The following is a 24569-nucleotide window of genomic DNA, read 5'->3' on the forward strand; positions in this document are numbered from 1 at the left end:
GAACGGCACGTCGTCTGCAAACGCTGGCCTCCGCGTTGACGCGGGAAGACGCCCCTCGGCGTCGCCCGGTGTCGAGAGGAGCGAACCATGTCCGTGCTGTTGTGGATCCTGTTTGGGCTCATCGTCGGCGTCATCGCCAAGCTGCTCACCCCCGGGCGCGATCCCGGCGGCTTCGTGGTGACCGCGCTGCTCGGCATCGCGGGCGCCCTGCTCGGCGGCTTCATCGGCCGGGCCCTCGGGCTCTACCCGTCGTACCAGTCGAGCGGGGGCTTCTTCATGTCGATCCTGGGCGCCGTCATCCTCCTCGCCATCTACAACGCGACGCTCGGCCGGAGGGCGACGAGGCCCTGAGGGCTCGCCCCCTTCGCGGGCTCGCGCCGCAGCGGCGAGGCGGGCGGTTCGAGCAGCGCCGCGGCGGACACCACGCGGGCCGGCCCGGCGCGCCGGTCCAGGCGAAACTCGAGCGCGACGTCCGGCGGCAGCGGCCGGATCGCGCCCGCGCCGTAGCAGCGGCGATAAACGAGATCGCCCGGCCCCGCGCCCTGCCCGCCGAGCTGATGGCTCCACCACCGCGAGTAGACCGTCGGCCGCGCGGGATCGACCGCGAGCAGATCGGCCCGCTCGAGCCGCACATCGCTGTGATCGCCGCGGTCGGCGGCGCCGTGCTCGGCGGTGAGCCGCCCGTCGTCGCCCACGCTGTAGACGATCCTGAACCCCTCGACGTCGCCCTTGCCGTAGGCGACGCGCTGAACTCCCGGGCCGAAGAGCAGCCCGTGCGTGTAGACGAGGTCCACGGCGAGCGCTGGCAGCACGGTCCAGGTGAGCCAGTTGTTGCCCCAGGGCCGCTCCTCCGAGAAGAACGCGTAGTAGCCGACGGAGACCGTACCGCGCTCTCCCGGCGCGCTGCGGTAGAACAGGACGTCGCCGAGCTCCCCCGCGCTCGCGACCGTCGAGCCGACGCAGATGGGCTGCTGCTCGATCGCCGCGTCGATCGCGCTCGGCTCCGCCGGCGCGAAAGGCGCGTCGGCGGCCGGGCGCGGCAGCGCGCCCCCGCCCGTGGCGCTCGCGAGGAGGGGTACGGCCACTGCGGCGAACGCGACGCCGCGGTTCAGGGGATTCCGGAGGGGCATCAGGGCGGGCTAGGCTAGCGAGCCCGTCGCTGGGCGCGCCACCGCAAAGGGCCGTTCGCGTTCGGCCCATCACGGCGGCGTCGCCGAATGGGTGGTCTCCCGGAGATCGCGCGAGCTCCGCGCTTTCGAGGATCGCGAGGCGCCGGAGAGAGAGTTCAACGCAAAGGCGCAAAAAAGAGATTAAATTATGCATTTTTGCGTCTTTGCGCTCTTGGCGCCTTTGCGTTGAAAATTCTCCTCGCTCGCGAGTCGCTCGCGAGGCAGCTCCCTGCCGGACCTCTGACCCGCGGCGCTACCGGGGCGCGCCGCGGCTCGCCGGCGCGGCGCCGCCGTCGAGCGCGCCGATCGCCCTGCCCGCGAGCGCGCCGGCGGCGAACGTGACCGCCGCGATCACGAGCCACTGCAGGAGCCGGGCGCGCCGTGGCGGGCGCGCCTCCCTCCAGTGCGGCGTCACCGCGTCTCTACCCTCGCTGCGCTCGATCTCGATCGCCGCCTCCTCCGCGCCCGCGCCCGCGTCGACGCCGCGCGCCGCGGGCGCCGCCTCGTCGCGATCGTCCCCGGAGCGGCTCGTCAGGGTGCGCCGCGCGCCCGGGCGCCCGCGGACCCCGGCGGATCGCCGGCAGCCCCGCACGAGCAGCGATCGGTGGCGATCGCGCCCGCTCGCGACCTCGCGCACGAGCGCGGCGATCTCCTGGCCGGCGAGGAGCCCGCGCTCGCTCGAGCTCGGCTCGTCGCCCCCGCCCGGCGCCCTGCGCACCGAGGCGAGCACCTCGGCGAGCGCCTCTTCCATCTGCGCCGCGGCCTCGAAGCGATCGTCGGGATCGCGCGCGAGCGCGCGCCGCACCGCCTCCTCGAGCAGCGCAGGGCACGCCGGGCGGAGCGGCGCGATCGCCGGCACCTCGCCCGAGAGCACCGCGCGCATCGTGGCGCCGTCTTCCTTCCGGTGGAACAGGCGGCGCCCCGTCAGGAGCTCGAACAGGATCACCCCGACCGCGAAGAGATCGGCCCGCGCGTCGATCCGCTGCCCGCGCAGCTGCTCGGGCGCCACGTAGCCGAGCTTGCCCTTCACCGTGGGGGCGTCGCTCGACGGCGCCGGACCGCCCGCCTGGCCCGGCGAGCCGAGCGGGAAGGCGTCGTCCAGGATGCCGCGCATCGCCGTCATCTCCGCGACGCCGAAGTCGATGAGCTTGATCTCGCCCTCGAGCGAGAGGAGCACGTTCTGCGGGCTCACGTCGCGGTGCACGAGCCCGACGAGCTGCCCGCCGTCGTCGCGGAGCCCGTGCGCGTGCCCGAGCGCCCGCAGCACGCCCACGCCGATCTCGAGGGCCGCCTCGATCGGGAACGGCCGCCCCTCGGCGAAGAGCGCGCGCGCGGCCGCCGCCAGATCGCAGCCCGGGACGTACTCGACCACGAGGTGATGGCGCCCCTCGTGAAACACGAAGTCGTGGAACCGGATCACGTTCGGGTGCTGGAGCCGGGCGCTGATCCACGCCTCCCGGAGGAACATCCGCACGATCGACGGATCCCGCCGCGCCTCGGGGCGAAGGCGCTTCACGACGACGGGGTGCGCGATCCCTGCCGACCCGCGCCGGCACGCGAGGAACAGCTCGGCCATGCCGCCGGCCGAAAGGCGCGCGAGCAGCGCGTAGCCGCCGTCGCCCATGGGCAGGTCCATCTCGCGAGGCCTCCACGGCTGCGCGGGCGCGCCCAGCTCGTCGCGCCCCGGCATGCCGAAGGCGCGGAGCGAGGACGGCCGCCGCGCCATCCACTGCCGGAGTCGCCCCACCCCGGCCACCCCCCGGACCTGCCCGCGCCGCCACATCGCCCCTCCGCTATTCACGCTGCATGCCACGGAGAGGGCCGCGTCACCGTCACCTCCGAGCCACGGGCGCCCCGCGCCGCTGCGTGAATCCCGCCGGATGAGAGCGCATGTCGGCAGCTGCGGAGACCCGAGGCGAGCGCCGCTTCCGGCGGAAAAGCCGAAAATTCGATGGCCTCCTGTTCCGCACAGGCGCGTGGAGGGCCGCGCGCGCAGAGGACGGCGCGCGCAGCGCCGGGCCCCGCCCGCGGCGGAACGCGGATCAGGCCGCGGTGGCGGGCGAGGCGCGGACGCGGCGCGCGAGCAGCGCGCGCAGCTCGCGGAAGGAGACGGCGCGCAGGGCGAGGAGGAGGGCGACGTAGACGGCGACGCCCACCGCGATCGACGCCCACATCCCCGCGAGCGCGCGCGCGGCGTAGGCCGCGGTGGTCATCGCCGCCGTCGCGGCGAGGACCGCGGCGATGCGGCCGAGCTCGACGCACTGGGCCCAGCGCGCGCTCAGGCCCCACGACGCGATCAGCGACCCGGCGCTGACGACGAGCGTCGCGCCCGCGGCGCCCACGGCGCGGTAGCGCGGCAGGAGGAGCAGGTTCAGCGCGACGTCGGCGACGAGCGCCACCGCGAGCAGCTTCACCATCGCGACCTCGCGCTTCGCGGCGAGAAGCGGCAGCGTCACGACCTGGAACGCGAACGTCACGGGGACGCCGCAGGCGAGGATCCGGAGGACGTCCGCCGCCGGCGCGTAGTCGCCCGCCGATCCGTAGACGAGCTGGACGATGTCCGGCGCGAGCAGGAAGACGCCGGCGGCGACCGGCAGCCCGAACAGCGCGGCGACGAGCATGCAGCCGCCGTAGAGGCGGCCGAACGCGTCGCTGTCTTGGGCGTAGAGGCGCATGCCGGCCGCGAAGGCGGCGCCGAGCAGCACGTCGGGTAGCATCCTGAAGTTCTCGCTCAGCACCCAGGCCGCGCTGTAGACGCCCACGGCCTCCTCGTCGCAGAGGGCGCGGAGCATCACGCGATCGGTCTGGAGCAGCGCGCTCGCGAGCGCCCCGAGCGCGCCGATGGGCAGGCTGCGCTTCACGATCTGCCAGAGCTCGGCGGGGGGCGTGGTGAGCTCGGGCCGGTAGAGCCGGGAGCGCAGGTAGTGCGCGGTGATCCCGAGCTCCAGCACGTTGCCGAGCAGGAACGCCGCGGCCGCGGCGACGACGCCGAAGCCGAGCGCGAGCAGGGCCGCGGAGAGCGCGATGACGAACAGCCGCGCGCCGAGCTCCGCGTAGAGGATGTACTGGAAGCGCTCGTGGGCCTCGAACGAGAGCCACATCGTCGAGTAGAGCAGCGTCGCGAGCTGGGACGCCGCGGCGAGCACGACGAGCTGCGCGCCGAGGCCCGAGCGCGTCGCGAGCGCGACGGCCACGGTCGCGCCGAGCACCAGCGTCCCGGTCACGCCCCGGATGGTGAGCGCCGCGCCGAGGTGACGCGGCCCGAGCTCCGGCTTCACGGCGATCTCCCGGGCGAGGTACCCCCGCACCCCGATGCCGGCGGCGATCGTGACGATCCCTGCGATCGCGAGCGACGCCTGGAACTCCCCCCACGCGGCGACGCCCACCTTCCGCGCGAGGTAGCCGACGAACACGACGCCGAGGACGGCCATGATCGCCTGCTTGAGGAGCATCAGCGCCGCGTTGAGCGCGATGCGCCGGCCATCCTGCATGAACACCTCCAGGTGTCCCCCTGGGGTGGGGCACCGCCGTCCACGCAGCGGGAGTGGGCCCGATTCGAGCATCGTGCGCTCCCAGAGCGCATCCGTCTCGCGCGGCGCGCTCGGCGCTGGAGCGCCCGCGGCGCGCCGCTGCTCTGAGCTCAGCTCGAGGAGCCGTCTCGGGCAGCGCCGATCGAAGAGGCGCTCATCGGGCCCGAGGCACCAACAGCAGGAGGACCGCCAGCGCAGGAGGGGGCCGGCAATCCTCGGAGCGGGACACGGGATTCGAACCCGCGACCCTCAGCTTGGGAAGCTGATGCTCTACCAACTGAGCTAGTCCCGCTTGAGGTGGAGGAAGCTTCTACCCAATCCCGAGCCGCAGAGCAACCCCCTTCATCTCTTTTCCGTCCCTATTTCCGTCCCCGTTTCCGTCCCCGGATTCCTCCCCCGGTTCCGGTCCCGGATTCCTCCCCCGGTTCCCGGCCCCGCGTTCCGGCGGATTCCGACCGACGCCGCGCCCGGCGCTCGGTCGGCGGGGCGCTAGCGGCGCGCGCGCGCGCGGAGCGCGGGCACGCCGAGCACATCGCCCGGCAGCGGCGAGCGCCGCCGCACGGCGCTGTTGCAGTCGCTGGTCGCCGCCGCGATCGCGTTCGTGATCTCGTCCGCGCCCGCGTCCGGCGGGATCCAGGGCAGCTGCTGCAGCGTGGGCCTGTCCGGCGGCAGCCACCGCAGGCTCCTCGTCACGAGCACGACCGGGTGGTCGCTGTCCACGAGCTCGCTCGCGAGCCGCGCGCCGCCGAGCGGCGCCGGCGGCAGATCGAGGCAGATCAGGCACGCATCGAACCGCTCGGTCGCCGACGCGAGCAGGGCGTCGTCGATCGACGACGCGTCCACGATCTCGACGTTTGCCAGGGTCGCCTCGATCGCGCGCGCCAGCGCGTCGCAGGTCGCAGCGCGGGCGTCGTGCGCGAGCAGGATCCGGAAGCTGCGCACCGAGCGCGGCCCGGGCCTGCACGCCTCGACGACCTGCAACCTCCCCGAAGCCGGCGTCGCGCGCTCACGAGGTGCACGTCGAACGGTCATGGACTCCCCTTCCTCAGTCACACCAGGGCAACCGTGCCCCAGGCTAACACCCCTTGAGCTCAAACTGACCAACCTTTATATGAGGACGCGCTCTTTCTCGGCACGCCGCGCTGCGGCTCTCTCTCTAGCTCGCCTCGCCGCGCCGCGGCATGCTGGCATCGACTACGGAAACATCTACGAAGGACGGTCATGCATGAGTCGGTTTCTCATCTCCACACCTTGCGAGTGCCAGGCAAGCCTCTCAGCCACCCTGGACGAGCACCGGCACGTCACCGCCGGGTGGGCCACCCGGGCTCCCCGCGGCCGGTCGGCCGGCGGTGAAGCCGACAAGGAGCTCGCTCCTGCGCACAGCATCAATGCCCACCTCGACCGGTTCGACGTGGCGTGGTTGTGCCCCTACTGCGGGCGCAACACGCTCCGCACCTTCTATGCAGGCGCGATGAGGCGGCTGCCCGACGCGCCGCCTGCAGCAGGGCCCGCCCCCTCCGGCACGACGCCCGCGCCCTGACGGCCCGCGGCGCCGCGCTCTCCTCGACCCGATCCCCTCGATCCGTTCATCCCGCCCACCGATGCGCCGCGCCCCTGCGGCGCCGCGCCGGCGCCGCTCGCCGCCCGCGCGCGCAGCCGGCGAACGACGTCGACGCGACCCCGCGTCCCCCTCCCCTCGCCGACGCGCCCGCAGCTCAGCGCCGGGCTGCTGCGCCGCGTCCTTCGCGGAGGCGGAAGCGTGCAAACGCGACCGAATCATGGCCCCTCAACCCGCCGCGCGCCGGGGCCATTCCCATCCGCTCACGATCCTCCGCGGCGCGCATCGGCGCCTCCGCGGCGCGCATCGGCGCGCGCGCCGCCCGCCCGCTCAGCTGCCTTTTCCCGGCTGCGAGGTGCCCATCGTCCCGAAGACCCAGTCCCAGAGCGGCGACGACACGCCCCACCGCGCGCGTTCTCCCGTGTGGTGATGGACCATGTGATGCCGCTTGATCCACTTCCCCCAGCGCGAGCTCATGCGGAAGTGGTGAATGGCGTAGTGGGTGCCGTCGTACACGAGGTACCCGAGGCTGAAGCCGATGAACAGCGGATCCGCGGGGACAGGGCCGAAGACGGCGCGGAACAGCATGTAAAAAACGGCGCCGAGGGGAATGCTGGCGCCGAGCGGCATCACGAGCCGGTCGGCGTCCTGCGGGAAGTCGTGGTGCACCCCGTGGAGAACGAAGTGCATCCGACGCTGCCACAGGCGCGGACCGACGTAGTGGAACACGTAGCGGTGCAGGACGTACTCGGCGAACGTCCACAGGAACAGACCGGCGAGCACGAGGCCGAGCCCGGACCAGAGGCCGACACCAAACCCGGCGGCGCGGACGCCCAGGTAGCCGAGGACCGGGAGCCAGAAGGCGAACGGCGTGATCGGGTGGATCCGCGAAAATCGCTCGATGAGCGGCGTCTCGAACATCTGGCAGGTCGCAGGACGCGCGGTGCGCTCGGTGGTGGTGCCCGTCATCGTGCACCCCTGCTACCTCATTTATCCATTGTCGGCCAGAGGTAGGCCGGCGCCCAGCGGATCGGCGGATGCCGGGAAATGGCCGTGCTCCCCGCCGCGCTCGATGCGGGTCAGGGCGTCCCCTCCAGGCGGCGACGCGCGCGCGTCGCGCGCCCGACGGCCGAGCGACGCGCGGCGCGCGTCAGGACAGCCGCGCGCCGCGCGCGTCAGCCCGCGAAGGACGCCTCGTAGAGGTGGCGGAGATCGTTCCGCGAGCACGGGCGCGGGTTGCTCGTGTGGCAAGCGTCCTGCGCGGCGAGATCGGCCAGCGCGTCGAGCTTGTCGCGCGAGACCCCCGCCTTCTCGAGGCCGGCCGCGAGCCCGATGCGGGCGCGCAGCGCGCGGATGGCGTCGGCGCACGCGGCCGCGTCCTCGGCGGCGCCGAGGAGCGCCGCGACGCGCGCGAGGCGCGGCGCCGCCGCGGCGACGTTGAACTCGACCACCGGCGGGAGGCAGAGCGCGTTGGCGAGGCCGTGGTGCAGCCCGCACTCGCTCGAGAGCGGGTGCGCGAGCGAGTGGCACGCGCCGAGCCCCTTCTGGAACGCGACGGCGCCCATCATCGCCGCCTTCATCATGGCGCCGCGCGCCTCGAGGTCGTCGCCGTGCGTCACCGCGCGCTCCAGGTTCGCGGCGGCGAGGCGGATGCCCTCGAGCGCGATGCCGTCGGCCATCGGGTGATCGCCCTTCGCGACGTACGCCTCGATGCAGTGCGTGAGCGCGTCGAAGCCCGTGGCCGCCGTCAGGAACGCCGGCATCGACCGCGTCATCACCGGGTCGAGCAGCGCGGCGTTGGCGAGCAGGTACGGCGAGAAGATCACCGTCTTCCGGTGGTTCACGTCCAGCGTCACCACGCCCGAGCGGCCGACCTCGCTGCCGGTCCCGGCCGTCGTGGGGATCGCGAGCATCGGCGGGACGCTCGGCGTGATGAAGCGATCGCCGCCGGTGGCGTCGTCGTAGTCGACGAGCGGCCGATCGTGGTTCACGCCGAGGCGGACGAGCTTGCCGACGTCGAGCGGCGAGCCGCCCCCGAGCGCCACGACGAGATCGGCGCGGGCGTCGCGGAACGCGGCGACGCCGTCGTGCACGTTCTTCTCGACCGGGTTGCCGAGCACGTCGTCGAAGACGGCCACCTCGAGCCCCTCCTTCCGCAGCGAGGCCGCGACGGGCTCGAGCAGACCCGAGCGGACGACGCCCTTGTCCGTGACGATGAGGGCCCTCGCCGCCCCGAGCCGGCGCGCCTCGGCGCCCGTCTGCTCGACGACGCCGGCGCCGAAGAGGATGCGTGTAGGAAAGCTCCAAACCGTGAACTGGCTCATGATCACACCGCCTCGAAGTAGCGCTTCAGCTCCCAATCCGTGACCGCGCGCTCGTACTGCCGTACCTCCCAGTCGCGCGTCAGGACATAGTGGTCGACGAACCTCTCGCCGAGGATCTCGCGCGCCCTCTGGCTGCCCGCGAGCAGCCGCGTCGCCTCCGCGAGCGAGCGCGGCAGCGCGAGGCGCGACGACTCGGCGCTCGACGCGTCCCCCGAGGCCTGCGCGGGCGGCTCGACGCGGTGCTCGATGCCGTAGAGCCCCGCGCCGAGGCACGCGGCCATGGCGACGTAGGGGTTGATGTCCGCGGCGGTCTGGCGGTACTCGACGCGCGCGCCGGGCGTGCCGAGGCCGATGAGGCGGATCGCCGCCGTGCGGTTCTCGACGCCCCAGCTGGCGGTGAGCGGCGCCCAGACGCCGGGCACGTACCGCTTGTACGCGTTGATCGTGGGCGAGTAGAGCGCCGTGAGCTCGGGCATGAGCGCGATCTGGCCGCCGACGTAGTGGCGCAGCGCGGGCGGGAGCCGGTCGGGCGACGACGCGTCGTCGAAGATGTTCTTGCCGTCCCGCCAGAGGCTCTGGTGCAGGTGGCCGCTCGAGCCGGGCAGGTCCGCGTTCCACTTCGCCATGAACGTGACCGAGAGGCCGTGCTCGTGGGCGATCTGCTTCATGGCGACCTTGAAGAGCGCGGCCTTGTCCGCGGCGCGGAGCACGTCGTCGTAGCGGATCGCCGCCTCGTACACGCCGGGGCCGGTCTCGGTGTGCAGGCCCTCGATCTCGACGTCGAAGGCGCGCATCTGGTCGAGGATGGCGGCCATGAGCTTCTTGTTCTGGCCCTCGCGGACCCACGAGTAGCCGAACATGCCGGGGCTGAGCGGCGTGAGGCCGGCGAAGCGCTTGTCGTGCAGCGAGCGCGGCGTCTCCTCGAAGAGGAAGAACTCGAACTCGCACGAGAACTTCGCCGAGATCCCCATCCGCTCGCCCTTCGCGATGACGCTCCTGAGGAGCGAGCGCGGGCACGCGGGGTGCGGGGCGCCGCGCTCGTCGCGGAAGTCGGCGAGCATCGCGACGGTGTTCGGCTCCCACGGCAGGTCGCGGAGCGTGCTCGGGTCGAGGACCGCGTGCGCGTCCGGGTAGCCGGTGTGCCAGCCGGTGACCTTGGTGTTGTCGTAGAGGACGTCGGCGATGTCCCAGCCGAAGATGACGTCGCAGAAGCCGAAGCCGCTCCCGAGGGCGCTCTTCAGCTTCTCGAGGGAGACGTACTTTCCGCGGAGGAGGCCGTCGATGTCAAAGCCGCCGATCTTGGCGCGGGTGATGCCCCGCGCTTCCAGATCGGAGAGGAGCTTCTCGGAGGTCGAGGCGGTCATGGGCCGCGACGATAGCAGGGGTACGGGGCCGCAGGGCAAGCGCGCGCGCCGGCCCCGGGCGACGTCCCCGCGCCATCTCCCGGACATGCGCCGGACGCGCGCGCGGTCTGCCCGCGCGCGCGCTCACTTCACCCGGACGCTCTGGATCGGGTAGCGCTCCGCGAGCGGCACGAGCACGCGCTCGACGAGCTCGCGGACGCGCGCGTAGCGCTGGTGGTTCGTCGCGGCCGGGTTGCGCTTCGAGTCGACGACGCCGATGCGGATGTCCAGCGTGCGGGCGTCCTCGACGCCCCCGGTCACGAACGCGTCCGGGTGCACCTTGTCGAGCTCGACGTTGAGCTCCGCGGCGTCCGGGACGGCGCCCGTGAAGGTGACCTCCAGCGCCTCGCCCAGGCCGTTCAGCACGGCGTTGAGGTTCTCCACCGGGAACGGCTGGCGCGCGAGCCACGCGACGACCGCGCGCCGCGCGCCGCGCAGCGCCACGCTGACGGCGAGCGCGACCGCGATCGGCGCGAGCGCGAGGGCGCCGAGCGCGCGCGCCACCGAGGGGCCCGCGTCGCGGCCGAGCGCCGCGAGGAACGCGAGCAGGAGCGCGCCCGAGGCGAGCGCCACGAGCGGCGGATCGGTGAGCACGCCCCACCGCGAGGTCGACGCGTTCATGATCCGCGTGAAGCGGGCCGACACGCTCTCTTCGGCGCGCCGCTCCGCGGCGCTCCCGTGGGCCTGGTCAGGCATCGCCGGCGTCTCCGAGCATGCGCCAGAAGAACAGGCCGACGCCGAAGAGGAGCAGCACGCCGGCGACCCAGAACGAGCGCACCGGGCCGAAGCTCAGCACCTCGCCCGATCGTTTCATGATGAGGTCGGCGACCGTGACCACGCAGGCGAACACGATGCAGGCCACGGGCAGCGCGAGCTGCTGGAGGAGGCTCGGCCCGGCGGCGATCGGCCTCGGCTCCGGCGGGCGCGGCCGCGCGTCCGGCGCCGGCGGGCGCGCCGACGGCCGGTACCTCATCGACGGCAGGTCCGACAACGGGCGCACCGCGGCCGGCGCCAGCGACGTCGCGCGCGGCGTCGCGCCGAGCGCCACCTCCAGCGGCGGCGAGCTCTCCATCATCCCGCCGCCGCGCGCGTGCAGGCCCGGCGGGGCGCTCTCCATCCCGCCGCCGCGCGGGAGCGCGCCCACGGGCGTCGCCTCCGCGAAGCCGGCGCGCTCGTCCCAGAGGCCGCGGCCTCGCGCGCTCCCGGGCACCACGTCGGCGGCGAGCGCGCCCACCCCCCGGCCCCGCGCGCTCTGCGGCGCCTCGGGCAGATCCATCTCGAGCCCGGCCGAGTCCGAGGGCGGCGCCGGGCGCACGCTGCTCGCGGGCCCGTCCCGGCGGCCGCCCCGGGGCGAGCGCATCGAGGCGGGGGCCACGTCGAGATCGAGCTCGAGCGACCCTGTGTCCCTGGGCGTGTCGAGCCAGACGTGCCCGGCGCGCTTGACCTGCGGGGCGGCCGCGCGCATCGACGACGAGGGCGGCGGCGGGGTGGAGTACGCGTCCTCGAGCGCGGCGGCGCGCCCGAAGGTGGGCGCGAGCCCCATGGCCGCCTCCAGCTCGGTCCAGAAGGTCTCGATGTCCCTCGTGCGGTCGCGCGGGCTCACGGCGAGCGCGCGCTCGAACACCGCGTCGACCTCCGGCGGGATGTTCGCGCCCTCGGTCCGGGGCGTGGGCCGGCGCTTCACGTCGAGCGCCGTGCCCATCATGGCTTGCGCCTCGCCATCGATCACCTGCCGCCCGACGAGCGCCTCCGCCATGGTGAGCGCTAGACCCCAGACGTCGGTCCAGGTTCCCGTCTGCCCGAACCGCTTCGGCGCCCACTGCTCCGGCGCGCCGTACGCCGGCGAGAAGGCGTTCAGCGGGTCGCCGTTCGTGACCCGGCCGACGGCCTGCTCGGCCAGCGTCTTCGCCTGGGCGATGCCGTAGTCGAGGATCTTGAGGCGCTCGGTCCCCTCCTGGGTCGTGATGAAGATGTTCTCGGGCTTGAGGTCGCGGTGGATGATCGACACCGTGCCGTTCGGGCTCGGGAAGCGATGCGCGCGCGAGATCGCCTGCGCGATGGGGCGCATCATCTTCATCAGCCGGTGGAGCGGGATCGGCGGCTCCCCCTTGAGCCTGCGCCGATCGATGACCTTGTCGAGCGACTCGCCCTCCAGCCACTCGAGGGCGAGGAAGGGGACGAACTCCCCGCGCTTGAGGTGCAGCACGTCGACGTGGAGCGGGCGGACGACCTCCGGGATGGAGGCGGAGAGCCGGAAGAGCAGCTGGGCTTCCTCGCGGAATTTTTCGAGGAAGAGCTGGCGTTCGCGCGGGGTCTTCGCCTCGGAGACCTTCAGGCATTTCAGGGCGACCGGCGCGCGAAAGCCGCCATGGATCGCGCGGTACACCACGCCGAATCCCCCCTCCGCGACCACCTGCTCGACGTGGAAATTACCCGCCTGCGTGGTCCCGACGATGCCGAAGACGTCGTCCGCCATGCTCCCCTGAGCCATAGCGCACGGCGCCGCTGGACCGAAGGGCGAAACCGAATTTTGCTGTTCGATTGTGCCGATCCCGCGTGCCGATCCCGCGTGCCGATCCCGCGTGCCGATGCCGCAGCCGGTCATCGGGATGCGCCGAGGTGGCCAGATGGGCGCGGAGGACGGAGAAGGGAGCGCGGCCGGTTGTTCTGCGTGTTCCGCGTGTTCCGCGTGACGGCTGGCGTCGCCGCCGGCGCGGCCGGAGGCGCTGGGTCAGCTCCGGAGGTGCGAGGAGGCGTCGCGGTGGGCCTTGTCCTCTTCCTGGAGGATCGAGAAGACGAGGCCGGCGCCGATGATCGGCAGCAGCCAGACGAGCTGCGCTTGCCAGACCTTCTGCTTGGTCTCGTAGACGCGGCTTCGGAAGACGCGCACGGTGACGTAGATCTGGAAAGCGAGGAGCGCCGCGAGCGCGGTGCCGACGAGGATATCGAAGGGCGTCATGGGTGGACCGCGGACCAGCCTAGCCATGAAGCGCCCCCCCGCAACCCGGCGGCGCCCGCGGGGGCGATTTCGTCCCCGGCGGGCACGATGCCGACGCGGGTCGCGGGCGCGGATGGGTCTGACGGGTGGCCGTGGGCCGCCGTGGGTGCCGTGGGTGAGGTAGAGAGGATCCTCGGCGCCGTTGTCTCGAGGACGAGCGCACCGGCGACGCCCGCTCGTCTGATCTCCGGGCAGGCCGGCCCACCCGGGTTGCGGGACGCGTGGTGCCCGAGCGCCGGAAGGCTGCGGGCGGGCGCAGGCCTCGTCGTCGAGCTGTCAGGATCGCCGCCCGGCGGCGACGCGAAGTAAGGCATCTTACTCAGATCGCCGCCCGGTAGCACCTTGATGTAAGGCATATTACTCGAATCGCCACCCGGCGGCGCTTCGCCGCATTCCAACTCGCGCCGAGCGCCTACCGGTGGCACCTTTGGGTAAGGCATCTTACTCGAATTGCCACCCGGCGGCGCTTCGCCGCATTCCAACTCGCGTCGATCGCCTACCGGTGGCACTTTCAAGTAAGACAACTTACGTCGATACGCCGCCAGGGGGCGCCTGCCGCATTCCAACTCGCGCCGAACGCCTCCCGGTGGCACCTTCGAGTAAGACAACTTACGTCGATACGCCGCCAGGGGGCGCCTGCCACATTCCAACTCGCGCCGAGCGCGGCTACGGCTCGTTTTCCTGGCAGACCCGGGACCTCAACCCCCTTTGCCTGAGAAGGGCAGCAGCTGCTCCCTGAGGACGTTCAATCTAAGTTCGATGGGGGCGAGTCGGCGAAGACCGCTGCCTGCAGCTGGCGTTGCTTCGCAGTCCTGCGCCGAGCCCGATAGTCGACGCACTGGGCAGTGCGGAGGCGGCATCGCTGAGGGATTTCCCTGAAGGCGACGCCGCGGCCTGATACCCTCGGCAGAGGGAGCATGGCCAAAGAGCGCGAGCACAGGTTGCGAGTCCTGCACATCTCGGATCTCCACGTGCGCGGACCGCGCGAAACGGAGGCATGGCGCAGGCGGCGCGTGCTCGGCGAGGCGTGGGAGAGAAATCTCGACGACCTCGTGAAGGATGGGATCCCGATCGATCTCGTCTGCTTCACCGGAGATGTCGCCGACCACGGAACCTCGGAGGAGTACGGGCCAGCGACGGAGTTCGTGGAGGCGACGCTCGGGCGGCTCCACGTGCCGAAAGAGCGGTTCTTCGTGGTACCAGGGAACCACGACATCCATCGCAGGACGAACCGGGCTGCGTGGAAGAAGCTGCGCTCCCTGCTGTTCGACGTACCTGCGATCGAGAGGTCGCGCTGGCTCCAGGGCGGCAAGGCGCCCCGGGGCCTGCGGGACAAGTGGCGCGAGCAGGTACTCGAGCGAGGAGCCGCCTTCCGTACGTGGTTGTCGTCCATCGGGCGCGAGGCCCTCTTGCCGGATCGCTCGCCGCACGGACGCCTCGGCTACCGCGTGCGCGTGCCTGGCTTACCGTTCGACGTGCAGGTCATCGGTCTCGACTCGGCGTGGCTCTGCGGCGACAACGCGGACAGCGGCAACCTCCTGCTCACCGAGGGTCAGGTGGCGCGCCTCGCCACGGACGAGCACGGCAAGCCCCTGCCGGGCTTCCGCCTAGCGCTCATGCACCATCCGCTCACGGATCTCGGCGACGCCGACAGTTGCCGCGACCTGCTCGCCGAGCACGTGGATCTGGTCCTGCGCGGGCACCTGCATCGCGAAGAGCTCGCCGCGTGGGTGGGCCCCGGGCAGATATTGCGGCAGGTCGCGGCCGGGTGCCTCTACGAGGGGAGCCTCGGAAATACCTGGCGGAACGCCTGCCACCTCTTCGACGTGACGCTGGACGCAGCGGGAAGGCCGAAGCGCTACGACGTGCGGCTGCGTGGGTTCTCCGATCGCCAGGCGGGCTTCTGGTTCGATGATGGAAGCTTGTACGCAGAGGCGCCTATCGGCCGCCTCACCTGGATGGTGCGCCCACCGTCCGAGCCTCCACCCCCTCCTTCCACGCGTGGCCGCGTCTTCGTCGGGCGGAGAGAGGAGTTGCAGCGCATCGCCGAGGCGCTCCTGCCCAGCGCGGGCGAGCGCAAGCCCGCAGCCATTTGCGCGGTACAGGGGATGCCGGGCGTGGGCAAGTCGTACCTCGCGGAGCAGTTCCGGTTCGAGCGGGCCAGCGGTTTCCCGGGCGGGGCGGTTCTCGTCGCGCTCCAGCCGGAAGAGGGCCGTGCGGCAGAGCCACTCTCGACCGCGTTGCTCGGGGACATCGCGGATCAGCTGTCCCTGCGCGCGCCGCCGGAGGAGATGGCTGCGCGCGTGCGCGACCGGCTGCGTGTGCCGCTGACGCTCCTCCGCGTGGAGAACGTCGACAGCGAGGCTGCGGCGGGCGCGGTCGTGTGGCTCGCGAGGTGGTTGCGGGATTGCCCGATGATCGTGACAGGCCGCTACAAGGGGCTCGGAAACGGTGCCGGCTGGGTGCGCGTCCCGGTAGCGGAGTTCGACGAGCCGACGGCGCTGGAGCAGCTCGAGGCCGAGCTTCCGCCCGAGCGGGTGCGGGGGAAGAGGGAAGAGCTCCGGCGTCTCGTGCGGGAGCTTGGACGCTTGCCGCTGGCGCTGCACCTCGCCGCCGGGTACCTGCGCGAGGGCGGATATGATGCGGGGACGTTCCTTGAGGAGCTGCGGCGTAGCGGGTTCGATCTCGACCCAAACCACCCGGACGACAGGCTGCTCCAGAAAGAGTCACAGCGGGCGAACCTCCACCGGACGTTCTCGCTCTCGCTGGTGTTGCTCGGCAGACAGCTCGGGGCTGACGCGGACGCGCTCCTCGCGGGGCTGCGCGCGCTCGGGCACGCGCCGCTCGGCGGGTTCGGGCGAAGCCTCGGTGAGGCGCTCGCCGGGCTCTCCGCAGTGGGTTTCGCCCGGTTGATGAACACCGCGGGAAAGCTGTCCCTCGTGATGCCAGCGGAGGAGCGGGAGGACGATGCCTGGCGCATCCACCCGTTGCTCGCGGAGTGGCTACGATGGGGCGCGGATGAGGCCGCGGTGCTGGCTCGAATGACGGAATGGTTCGTGGAACGGTTGCGGGCGAAGGCGGAACAGCCATGGAAGGAGGTGACACGCGAAGCGGGGACGCTTTCGGCATGGCTCGAACGGGTGAGCGGGGAGGATGTGGCGCGGGTCGAGCGTGCAGGGTCGCTGTATGCAATGCTGAATGGCCCGTTCCACGTGTGGATGGAGTTCTGCGCGCGGGGGCTCGGAGAGAGGACTGACCCGAAGGAACGGTCCGGCCTGCTCTGGACGCTGGCAAACGTGGCTCGAAACATGGGCGCCATGGACAGCGCTTTAGATGCTGCAGAGCAGAAACTGGCTGTGGACCGAGCCAGGGGGGACGAGCGGGAAGCCGCGCTCGCCGTGGGCTGTCGTGCCGACATTTTCGAGGCGCGAGGCCAGCTCGACGAGGCGCTCCGCATACGTCAGGAAGAACAGCTTCCCGTCTTCGAGCAGCTCGGCGACGTGCGCTCGCGCGCCGTGATCATTGGCAGGATCGCCGACATCTTCCAGGCGCGAGGTCAGCTCCACGAGGCGCTGCGCATACGTCAGGAAGAACAGCTTCCCGTCTTCGAGCGGCTCGGCGACGTGCGCGAGCGTGCCGTGACCATGGGCCAAATCGCCAATATCCTCCAGGCGCGAGGCCGGCTCGACGAGGCGCTCCGCATACGACAAGTAGAACAACTTGCAGTCTTCGAGCGGCTTGGCGACGTGCGCTCGCACGCCGTGACCATGGGCCAGATCGCCGACATCTTCCAGGCGCGAGGCCAACTCGACGAGGCGCTCCGCATACGACAAGAACAGCTTCCCGTCTACAAGCGGCTTGGCGACGTGCGCGAGCGCGCCTTGACCGTGGGCAAGATCGCCGACATCTTCGAGGTGCGAGGCCAACTCGACGAGGCGCTCCGCATACGACAAGAAGAAGAGCTTCCTGTCTACGAACGGCTCGGCGACGTGCGCCTTCGCGCCGTGACCATGGGCCAAATCGCCAATATCCTCCAGGCGCGAGGCCAGCTCGACGAGGCGCTCCGCATACGTCAGGAAGAACAGCTTCCCGTCTACGAACGGCTCGGCGACGTGCACTCGCGCGCCGTAACCATGGGCCAGATCGCCGACATCTTCCAAGCGCGAGGCCAGCTCGACGAGGCGCTCCGCATACGTCAGGAAGAACAGCTTCCCGTCTACGAACGGCTCGGCGACGTGCACTCGCGCGCCGTAACCATGGGCAGGATCGCCGACATCTTCGAGGTGCGAGGCCAGCTCGACGAGGCGCTCCGCATACGACAAGAAGAAGAGCTTCCCGTCTACGAACGGCTCGGCGACGTGCACTCGCGCGCCGTAACCATGGACAGGATCGCCGACATCTTCGAGGTGCGAGGCCAGCTCGACGAGGCGCTCCGCATACCTATGAACGTGTCAAGCTCGGGACAACGATTCACGTCGATCTCCGGCCGGGAGAAGGGGCCTGCGTGGACTTGGCCCGTCGCGTCGTCGCTGGCGCTTGCCGGGCGGATGCCGGCCGGGCGGACCGCAGAGACGAGGCGGACGCCCCAGCAGCTTCGGGCCGCGCGGGGGCCGCTGCGCGACGAGGCAGCCGCTGAGGGCGGCTGGTCTGCGCGACGTGCTTGAGCACCTTCTGCTGGCGCAGCATCCGCAGCTCGCCGTCGGCCAGCGGCGCGATCGGCGGCAGCCCCTCGCGCTCGTAGATCGTATCGAGCGCGGGCACGGTGCGGGTGCGCACGCCCGAGCCGTACGCCTTGGGGCGCGGCTGCCCCTTCGGCAGCCCGGTCCGGCGCCGCTCGCCGGTCGCCTTCACGCGCATCCGGGCCAGCTTGGTGTCGGTCGAGCGCGGCACCGCATAGCGATACGGCTCGTTGTTCTTGAGCATGTGGTAGGCGATGGTCACCAGCTTGCGCGCGGTGGCCACCACAGCCACGTTGCGGTTCTTGCGCTTGGCGAGCCGTCGAAAGAAGTTGCCGAGCGGTCCTGGGTGGTTGCCGACGTGCTGCGCGGCTTGCACCAGCATCCAGCGCGCCTGCCCCTTGCCCTGCTTGGTGATGCGCCCGTGGTAGACGTGTTCGGGATCGCCCGACTGATAGGTCGAGGGCACCAGCCCGAGGTAGCTCGCGGCGTGGTCGGGCGAGCGAAAGCGCTGGATGTCTCCGAGCGCCGCCAAGAGCGTTTGCGCCACCGCCACGTCCACGCCCGGCAGCGTCATCAAGAGCCGCACGCGCGGCTCGTCGTACCCGTCGACGGCCAGCTCCTCGTCGAGCCGCGAAAGCTCCGACTCCAGCTGCCCGAGCAGCCGCAGCTCGCTGTCGAGCGCGGCGCGACCTGCGCCATCCAGCTCCAGCGTCTCCAGCCAGGCGCGTCCCTTCGTTCCGAACAGCTCGTTGACCATCGGGCGGATCAGACGCTGGTGCAAGACGGCGTGAATGCGATTCTTCACCCGCGTCCTGTCGGCCACGAGCGACGCTCGACGGTTGGTCAGCCGGCGCCGTCCTTGCGTCGCCTGATCGGGCTGCCACACCCGCGGCAGGTAGTCGGCGCGCAGCAGCTGCGCCAGCACCAGCGCGTCGACCTTGTCGGTCTTGACCTTCGCGTCGGCAATCGCCCGCGTGCGCAGCGGATTGGAGACGACGATCTCGGCCGCGAGCGGGCGGAGCACCTCCACGATGCTCCAGGTGTGGCTCGTCGCCTCCAGCGCCGCACGGGCGTTCGGGCCCAGGTAGCGCTTGGCGAACCGCACGAGCTCCTCGCGGGTGCAAGGGAAGCGGACGCGACGGCGCAGCTTGCCTGCCTCGTCGATCACGGCCGCTTCGACCGCATCCTTGTGGACATCCAGGCCGACATAGTCCATACGCTCTCTCCAGCGGTGCGAGGAGGGTCGTGCTGCCCGGGTGCCCAGGCGAGCGAGTCCTTCGATGAGGACCCGGCGAGGTGGTTGACCTTCGCGGTCGACTGGCCACCACGCCGACGGAAAAACGGGTCGTACGGCACCTACCTATCCGAGCTCGAGGCTCAACCGGGTGGGCCGGTGGGGCGGTCACATACGACAGCGGGCTCATGGCCCATATGCGAAAGCGACCGACCCCGGGGTGAACGACCCCCTCGCACCGCACTTTCTGGGGAGACAGCGTCTCACCCCGTCCCATGCCCGGTGCGAGGAAGGCCAGCATGGGACGAAATTTTTGCAACCTCCTTGATGCATGAGCTGGGCACTGGCGTGCGTCCCGCAACGCGCTCGCTTCCTGCCAATCCCTGCTCGCCTCACCTCTTGATCGGGGCGTCCGGCGGCCGAGGCGCGCCGCTCCGAGCGCTTGCTCATCACTCAGCTCACCGGCGCGCCTCGGCCGACGGACGCCGGCGCGCGGCAGACGCTGCCTCCAGCCGGCGCAGCCTGCTTGCCGCGCGCTCGCGCTCTTCCGTCTTCGCGACCACCGGAGCCGCTGCGATTCCACTCGCGCGACGCTCGTTGCCGGCACAGCCGCTGCTGCACACCGACGTATCGAGAGCGAATGCAGGGCGGCGGTCACACCACGTTCATAACCGGTACGACAAGAACAGCTTCCTGTTTACGAACGGCTCGGCGACGTGCGCCTACGCGCCGTGACCGTGGGCAGGATCGCCGACGTCCTCCAGACGCGAGGCCAGCTCGACGAGGCGCTCCGCATACGACAAGAAGAAGAGCTTCCCGTCTATGAACGACTCGGCGACGTGCACGCGCGCGCCGTGACCGTGGGCAAGCTCGCCGACATCTTCCAGGCCCGAGGCCAGCTCGACGAGGCGCTCCGCATACGACAAGAAGAAGAGCTTCCCGTCTACGAACGGCTCGGCGACGTGCGCTCGCGCGCCATGACCGTGAGCAAGCTCGCCGACGTCTTCGAGGCGCGAGGCCAGCTCGATGATGCGCTCCGCATACGACAAGAACAGCTTCCCATCTTCGAGCAGCTCGGCGACATGCGCTCATGGGCCGTGACCTTGGGCAAGCTCGCCGACCTCTTCGAGGCGCGAGGTCAGCTCGACGAGGCGCTGCGTATACGGCAGGAAGAGCAGCTTCCTGTTTACGAACGGCTCGGAGACGTGCGCGAGCGTGCCGTAACCATGGGCAGCATCGCCGACATCTTCCAGACGCAAGGCCAGCTCGACGAGGCGCTCCGCATACGACAAGAACAGCTTCCTGTTTACGAACGGCTCGGAGACGTGCGCCTGCGCGCCGTGACCATGAGCCAGATCGCCGACATCTTCCAGGCGCGAGGTCAGCTCGACGAGGCGCTCCGCGTACGACAAGAACAGCTTCCCATCTTCGAGCAACTCGGAGACATGCGCGAGCGCTCCGTGACCATGGGCAGGATCGCCGACATCTTCCAGGCGCGAGGCCAGCTCGACGAGGCGCTCCGCATACGACGAGAAGAACAGCTTCCTGTCGTTGAGCGGCTCGGCGCCACTCGGGACATCCTCATCGCGCGCGTCAACGTTGCGCTCAACCTCCTCGCCCGCAACGCCCCGGGCGACCGAGGCGATGCCGCCGACCTCCTAAGGCGTGCCTACGCCGCCGCAGTCGGCCTACGCATCCCGGAGGCCGACCAGATCCGCTGGATCCAGCAACGCCACGGTCTTCCGCGCTGAGCCCGCTGCCAGGCCGGAACGCCTCCGGGGCGTCCGCACGCGACTTTTGTCGGTTTCTGGGGAGCTCTCGCGCAGCTCTCGGATGGCCGCCTCGTCCCAGCCGGACAACCGCCGATCAGATTGCGGGCGGGTGGTGACCGAGGACCGCTCACTGGTTCGAGCGTCGCATCCAGTACCCCGGCCGCCGCTTCGCGTGAGCGAAGGCGACGATCTGGATACCAGCGCCTTCTGCCGTGAAGAACACGACGAAAGGGAAACGGCGCAGGACATACTTTCGATAGGGATAACCAGCCTGCCATTGAGGCCATGACTCGGGCGCCTCGGCGATGGCGGCGACGGCCGCGTCGATGCCCATCACGAACTCGATCCCGAGCCCAGGACGGCGCCGCTCATACCAGCCCGCAGCCTCGTCCAGCTCAGCCTGCGCATCGACGCGAACGATGATCGGTCGGGTCAACGAGCACCCAGTCGCGCGAGCACCCGCGCCCGAACCGCGTCCCACGCCTCCCCCCCGCTCTCGCCATCGCGCACCGCCTGCTCCCTGCGCTCGAGCTCCTCGAGCCACGCGGCGCTCCAGGCGTCGTCGTACGGCTCCTCGACGCTGGCGAGCAGCTCGGACGCGAGCCTGAGGCGCTCTCCTTCGGGAAGGGACAGCGCGGCAGCGAGGATGTCCTGGGTCGGATGAGCCATGGCCATGTCCAGCGTAGCTCGGCTTGCGCCCCGGATCGACCTGTCGAGCCACGCCGGGCTAGATCAGCACGGCAGCAGTACTACAGTGCGCCCGTGCCTCGACCTCGACCTGGCCCCCGCGCCCGGCGCACCTCGGCGCCGGCCCCTCCCCGGCGCCTCGGCGCCGCGCTCGCCGCCGCGCTCGCCAGCGCCGCGGCGTGTCTCGCGGCGGCGTGCTCGGCGTGCTCCACGCCCTCCTCCAGCGTCGACGGCGGCGACCTGCTCGGCGTCTTCGAGCGGGACGCCGGCGCAGCCGCGGCCGACGGCGGGCAGCCGCAGCCGACGGCGCGACAGGACGCCGGCGCCCGCGGCGCCGGTCCGGCGAGCGCGGCCGCGACGCCGCAGAAGCCGCCCGCGGCGAGGCCGCCCAGCGAAGGGAGCTGCGTCGCCGAGCAGGGGCGCCCGGGGCGCGAGCTCCGCAAGACCCTCGGCAGGCCGCCCTGCCGCGGCGCCCAGGTGCTGGAGACGCGCGACGCCGAGGGATCGCCCCGCTACGCCTGCGTGATCGCGCCGAGCGGCGTGGAGACGCGCGCGCCGCTGCCGCTCATCGTCTTCTTCCACGCCGACGGCGACAACCCGACGAGCGTCGACAAGGAGACCGGCCTCCGCAAGCTCGGCGCCACGTGGAACCTGACCGGCGACCCCGCCCACACGGGCTTCATCGTGCTCGCCCCCCAGGGCCGCGCCTTCAAGACGCCGAGCCAGGCCGAGCGCGAGCGCGGCACGAAGACGTACACGCCGATCGCGCCGTTCGACGTCGAGTTCACCGGCGAGGACAACGTCGACGTCGCGACCGTCGACGCCTTCGTCGACCAGCTGCTCGAGAAGAAGCTCGTGGACCGGCGGCGCATCTACGCGCTCGGCGCCTCCTACGGCGGCCACATGGCGGCGACGTACGCCATGATGCGCGCGGACCGCGTCGCGGCGTTCGCCACCTTCGGCAGCGACGCCCCGCCCGCCGAGTGGGCGTGCCCCGGGCCCCCGCCGCCCGCGATGGCGATCTACCGCGCCTGCGACGACATGTTCTCGTGCGAGTCGGTCGAAAGGTGGCTGCGCGCGCGCGACGCGGCCTCCGCGCAGACCGCGTTCCTGCGCCTCGACGAGGCCAGCAGGGACGAGCCCCACTGCGCGCTCAGGAACCGCTGCTCCGCCAAGAAGGGCGCCATCAACCACGCGCGCTGGCCGAAATCGCGCGAGGCCGATCTGCTCCGCTTCTTCGCGGGCCACGTCCTGGCGATCGGCGCGGACACCCCGACCGCCGAGCGCCCCGCGACACAGACGGGCGCCGCCGGACGCTGACCGGCGGACGCCAACGCGCGCTGGCCAGCGCACCCGCACGCCGCTCGACGCAAAGGCTCGCTGACTGGCGCCGCCGCGCGCTCAACGCATGCAAACGCGCGCTCAAGGACGCTGATCGGCGCCGAATCCGCACACTCGAACGCTGACGCCGTAAGCGCACGCTCTCACTGCTCATCCCACGTGCGCGCCGGGCTCTTCTGCACGTCGACACTGCAACGTTGCGGTGCGGCGTTGAGCGGAGCCGGCGTGTTGTCGTAGTGTTGCTCCCCGATGTCTGCTCAGGTCCAGTCCATCCTCACCCCCTTGCCGGTCGGGATGTCCGTCCCCCCCGGCACGCTCCGCGCCGAGATGGAGTCGCGCCGCGCGACCGGTCGCCGCTTCGACGTCCGCGAGGCCATCGGCCTCGTCGTGCCGCTCTGCACGCAGCTCCACGAGCTGCACGCGCAGGGGCGGACCATGTTCGTTCACCCCTCGTCCCTCGGCTACGGCGCGGGCGGCGCGCTCCAGCTCATCGAGGAGCTCGCGCACACCGCGCCCCTCCTGCCGCGCGACCGCGCGTGCCTCGCGCCCGAGGAGCGCAAGGGCAGCGAAGGCGACGCGCGCGCGAGCGTCTTCGCGATCGGGGCCATCCTCTACGAGCTGCTCACGAACAGCAGCGTGGGCCCAGGGATGCGGCGCCCGGCCGACGTGGTCCCCGACCTGCCGCCCGCGCTGGAAACCGTGCTCGGCAAGTCGCTCGTGGCCGATCCGAGCCACCGCCCGGCGGACCTCGCCGCCCTCGCGCAGGCGCTCTACCAGATCGCCCCGGCCGCCTCGGAGCAGCCGCCGAGCGCCGATACGTCGCACCTCGACGGCGACGGCGACTTCGAGGTCGACATCAACCTCTCCATGATGCCGCCGAACGGCCACCCCGAGGAGCCGCGCGTCCCGTCCGCGCCATCCCTGCCGAAGATCCAGGCGGTGACCGGGGATGGGCCGTTCGCGGTCGCGATCCCGGTCCACCAGCCGCCGCGCCTGCGCGGCGACGATCCGACGCGCAAGCTCGCGGATCTCAAGGCCGCGCTCGAGTCCGATCCGCGGCCGCGGTACGTCGTCATCAAGGACGGCATGGACCACGGGCCGTTCTCGTCCGTGGAGCTGCTCCAGCAGATCGCGTCCGGCTCCTTCACGGGCGACCAGGTCCTGCGCGACACGTTCTCCGGGGACGAGCGCGCGATCCAGGACTGGGAGGAGTTCGCGCCGTTCGCCGAGCAGGCGAAGCTGAACCGGGACATCGTGCAGGAGAAGCGCGCGCTCGACGCCGTGGTGACGGCCGAGAAGCAGGGCACGCAGTACAAGGCGCTGCTCGGGATGGCGCTGATGGGCGTGATCCTCGCCGCGGGCGCGGGCTGGTGGTACCGCGAGCGCAGCCACAAGGAGCACGAGCTCGCCGTCCAGGGCGCGACCGACCGCGTCGCGATCGAGGTCGACGCGGGCCTCGGCAGCACGAAGGCGGCGCGCGCCGGCGGCGGGGCGCGGCCGAGCGGCGGCGGCAGCTACCCGACGCTCGGCGGCGGCATGAGCTGTGAGGCGGCGCAGGCGCGCTACGTCGAGGAGTACAAGCTGGGCAACAACGGTCCGGCCGATCTCACGGCGGGCGCCTACGGCAACGTGCTCAACCGCGGCACGTACCTGAACGCGTGCGGCGTGCCGTCGACCATGGACGTGAACGTCTGCGCCGCCGTGCAGAACGGCCGCGCGGTGGGCGTCACCGTCACGACCAGCCCGTCGAACCCGGGCATCGCGTCGTGCATCGCCGGGCAGATCCGCGGGATGTCGTTCCCGTCCCATCCGCGGCTCGATGTGGCCCGGACGACGTTCTCCTCGAAGTAACCGGGGTAGGATGCGGGGGCGCA

At 71.6% G+C, this 24569-nt stretch carries 18 protein-coding genes, 1 tRNA gene and 1 pseudogene; 6 read left to right on the plus strand and 14 right to left on the minus strand.

Going from position 1 to position 24569, the window contains the following annotated elements:
• Positions 1-87 precede the first annotated feature (87 nt).
• Positions 88-351, plus strand: a complete 264-nt coding sequence (locus tag WMF26_RS23450) for a GlsB/YeaQ/YmgE family stress response membrane protein (RefSeq protein WP_061628248.1) — start codon at positions 88-90, stop codon at positions 349-351.
• On the opposite strand, the gene WMF26_RS23455 is transcribed toward WMF26_RS23450, so the two are convergent.
• From WMF26_RS23455 to WMF26_RS23475, 5 genes are all read right to left on the minus strand, one after another.
• Positions 312-1130 (minus strand): hypothetical protein, encoded by an 819-nt coding sequence (locus WMF26_RS23455; RefSeq protein ID WP_061628249.1) that lies wholly within the window; start codon positions 1128-1130, stop codon positions 312-314. The two genes, WMF26_RS23450 and WMF26_RS23455, sit on opposite strands and share 40 nt — an antisense overlap.
• Before the next feature lie 292 nt (positions 1131-1422).
• The gene (locus WMF26_RS23460; RefSeq protein ID WP_438002108.1) at positions 1423-2970 is read right to left on the minus strand and encodes a serine/threonine-protein kinase; all 1548 of its coding nucleotides are present in this window, start codon (positions 2968-2970) and stop codon (positions 1423-1425) included.
• Between the two features lie 241 nt (positions 2971-3211).
• The gene (locus tag WMF26_RS23465; RefSeq protein WP_438002109.1) at positions 3212-4660 is read right to left on the minus strand and encodes a flippase; all 1449 of its coding nucleotides are present in this window, start codon (positions 4658-4660) and stop codon (positions 3212-3214) included.
• A gap of 258 nt (positions 4661-4918) precedes the next feature.
• A tRNA-Gly gene (locus WMF26_RS23470) sits at positions 4919-4991 on the minus strand.
• A gap of 197 nt (positions 4992-5188) precedes the next feature.
• Positions 5189-5731: a hypothetical protein gene (locus tag WMF26_RS23475; RefSeq protein ID WP_438002110.1), complete on the minus strand. Its 543-nt coding sequence runs from the start codon at positions 5729-5731 to the stop codon at positions 5189-5191.
• 193 nt (positions 5732-5924) lie between these two features.
• On the opposite strand from WMF26_RS23475, the gene WMF26_RS23480 reads away from it, so the two are divergent.
• A complete protein-coding gene (locus WMF26_RS23480; protein ID WP_438002111.1) occupies positions 5925-6239 on the plus strand; it encodes a hypothetical protein in 315 nt (104 codons plus the stop codon).
• A 348-nt stretch (positions 6240-6587) separates the two neighbouring features.
• On the opposite strand, the gene WMF26_RS23485 is transcribed toward WMF26_RS23480, so the two are convergent.
• From WMF26_RS23485 to WMF26_RS23510, 6 genes are all read right to left on the minus strand, one after another.
• A complete protein-coding gene (locus WMF26_RS23485; RefSeq protein WP_437339238.1) occupies positions 6588-7226 on the minus strand; it encodes a sterol desaturase family protein in 639 nt (212 codons plus the stop codon).
• 206 nt (positions 7227-7432) lie between these two features.
• Positions 7433-8587 (minus strand): iron-containing alcohol dehydrogenase, encoded by a 1155-nt coding sequence (locus tag WMF26_RS23490; protein ID WP_438002112.1) that lies wholly within the window; start codon positions 8585-8587, stop codon positions 7433-7435.
• Positions 8584-9945, minus strand: a complete 1362-nt coding sequence (locus tag WMF26_RS23495) for a glutamine synthetase family protein (protein WP_437948356.1) — start codon at positions 9943-9945, stop codon at positions 8584-8586. The genes WMF26_RS23490 and WMF26_RS23495 overlap by 4 nt, the downstream gene beginning before the upstream one ends.
• 123 nt (positions 9946-10068) lie before the next feature.
• Complete coding sequence (locus WMF26_RS23500; RefSeq protein WP_061625075.1) at positions 10069-10680, minus strand: hypothetical protein; 612 nt, start codon at positions 10678-10680, stop codon at positions 10069-10071.
• A complete protein-coding gene (locus WMF26_RS23505) occupies positions 10673-12460 on the minus strand; it encodes a serine/threonine protein kinase (protein ID WP_438002113.1) in 1788 nt (595 codons plus the stop codon). Before WMF26_RS23505 ends, WMF26_RS23500 begins: the two co-directional genes overlap by 8 nt.
• A gap of 255 nt (positions 12461-12715) precedes the next feature.
• A complete protein-coding gene (locus WMF26_RS23510) occupies positions 12716-12943 on the minus strand; it encodes a hypothetical protein (RefSeq protein WP_437948358.1) in 228 nt (75 codons plus the stop codon).
• Positions 12944-13899: 956 nt separating this feature from the next.
• Here WMF26_RS23510 and WMF26_RS23515 point away from each other — a divergent pair.
• Positions 13900-17646, plus strand: coding sequence for a metallophosphoesterase (locus tag WMF26_RS23515; protein WP_438002114.1), 3747 nt, complete (start codon positions 13900-13902; stop codon positions 17644-17646).
• 250 nt (positions 17647-17896) lie between these two features.
• Here WMF26_RS23515 and WMF26_RS23520 read toward each other — a convergent pair.
• Positions 17897-18877, minus strand: a pseudogene (locus WMF26_RS23520) (IS110 family transposase); the annotation flags it as partial.
• 755 nt (positions 18878-19632) lie between these two features.
• Here WMF26_RS23520 and WMF26_RS23525 point away from each other — a divergent pair.
• A complete protein-coding gene (locus tag WMF26_RS23525; RefSeq protein WP_438002115.1) occupies positions 19633-20646 on the plus strand; it encodes a tetratricopeptide repeat protein in 1014 nt (337 codons plus the stop codon).
• Between the two features lie 148 nt (positions 20647-20794).
• Here the strand turns inward: WMF26_RS23525 and WMF26_RS23530 are convergent, their stop codons facing one another.
• Together WMF26_RS23530 and WMF26_RS23535 are read right to left on the minus strand one after the other, a co-directional pair.
• Positions 20795-21103, minus strand: coding sequence for a type II toxin-antitoxin system RelE/ParE family toxin (locus WMF26_RS23530; RefSeq protein WP_438002116.1), 309 nt, complete (start codon positions 21101-21103; stop codon positions 20795-20797).
• The gene (locus WMF26_RS23535) at positions 21100-21336 is read right to left on the minus strand and encodes an addiction module protein (protein ID WP_438002117.1); all 237 of its coding nucleotides are present in this window, start codon (positions 21334-21336) and stop codon (positions 21100-21102) included. Before WMF26_RS23535 ends, WMF26_RS23530 begins: the two co-directional genes overlap by 4 nt.
• A 93-nt stretch (positions 21337-21429) precedes the next feature.
• Between WMF26_RS23535 and WMF26_RS23540 the strand changes: the two genes are divergently transcribed.
• Together WMF26_RS23540 and WMF26_RS23545 are read left to right on the plus strand one after the other, a co-directional pair.
• Complete coding sequence (locus WMF26_RS23540; RefSeq protein ID WP_438002118.1) at positions 21430-22674, plus strand: alpha/beta fold hydrolase; 1245 nt, start codon at positions 21430-21432, stop codon at positions 22672-22674.
• A gap of 270 nt (positions 22675-22944) precedes the next feature.
• Positions 22945-24546: a hypothetical protein gene (locus WMF26_RS23545; protein ID WP_437948363.1), complete on the plus strand. Its 1602-nt coding sequence runs from the start codon at positions 22945-22947 to the stop codon at positions 24544-24546.
• Positions 24547-24569 lie beyond the last annotated feature (23 nt).

Origin of the sequence: Sorangium sp. So ce185 (assembly GCF_051526825.1) — a bacterium.
Taxonomy (GTDB): domain Bacteria; phylum Myxococcota_A; class Polyangia; order Polyangiales; family Polyangiaceae; genus Sorangium; species Sorangium cellulosum_D.

Coding starts and splice junctions, on each gene's coding strand:
- WMF26_RS23535 (WP_438002117.1), bottom strand. CDS start 21,336: ATGGCTCATCCGACCCAGGACATCCTCGCTGCCGCGCTGTCCCTTCCC.
- WMF26_RS23475 (WP_438002110.1), bottom strand. CDS start 5,731: ATGACCGTTCGACGTGCACCTCGTGAGCGCGCGACGCCGGCTTCGGGG.
- WMF26_RS23515 (WP_438002114.1), top strand. CDS start 13,900: ATGGCCAAAGAGCGCGAGCACAGGTTGCGAGTCCTGCACATCTCGGAT.
- WMF26_RS23545 (WP_437948363.1), top strand. CDS start 22,945: ATGTCTGCTCAGGTCCAGTCCATCCTCACCCCCTTGCCGGTCGGGATG.
- WMF26_RS23480 (WP_438002111.1), top strand. CDS start 5,925: ATGAGTCGGTTTCTCATCTCCACACCTTGCGAGTGCCAGGCAAGCCTC.
- WMF26_RS23465 (WP_438002109.1), bottom strand. CDS start 4,660: ATGCAGGATGGCCGGCGCATCGCGCTCAACGCGGCGCTGATGCTCCTC.
- WMF26_RS23510 (WP_437948358.1), bottom strand. CDS start 12,943: ATGACGCCCTTCGATATCCTCGTCGGCACCGCGCTCGCGGCGCTCCTC.
- WMF26_RS23450 (WP_061628248.1), top strand. CDS start 88: ATGTCCGTGCTGTTGTGGATCCTGTTTGGGCTCATCGTCGGCGTCATC.
- WMF26_RS23485 (WP_437339238.1), bottom strand. CDS start 7,226: ATGACGGGCACCACCACCGAGCGCACCGCGCGTCCTGCGACCTGCCAG.
- WMF26_RS23495 (WP_437948356.1), bottom strand. CDS start 9,945: ATGACCGCCTCGACCTCCGAGAAGCTCCTCTCCGATCTGGAAGCGCGG.
- WMF26_RS23455 (WP_061628249.1), bottom strand. CDS start 1,130: ATGCCCCTCCGGAATCCCCTGAACCGCGGCGTCGCGTTCGCCGCAGTG.
- WMF26_RS23500 (WP_061625075.1), bottom strand. CDS start 10,680: ATGCCTGACCAGGCCCACGGGAGCGCCGCGGAGCGGCGCGCCGAAGAG.
- WMF26_RS23505 (WP_438002113.1), bottom strand. CDS start 12,460: ATGGCGGACGACGTCTTCGGCATCGTCGGGACCACGCAGGCGGGTAAT.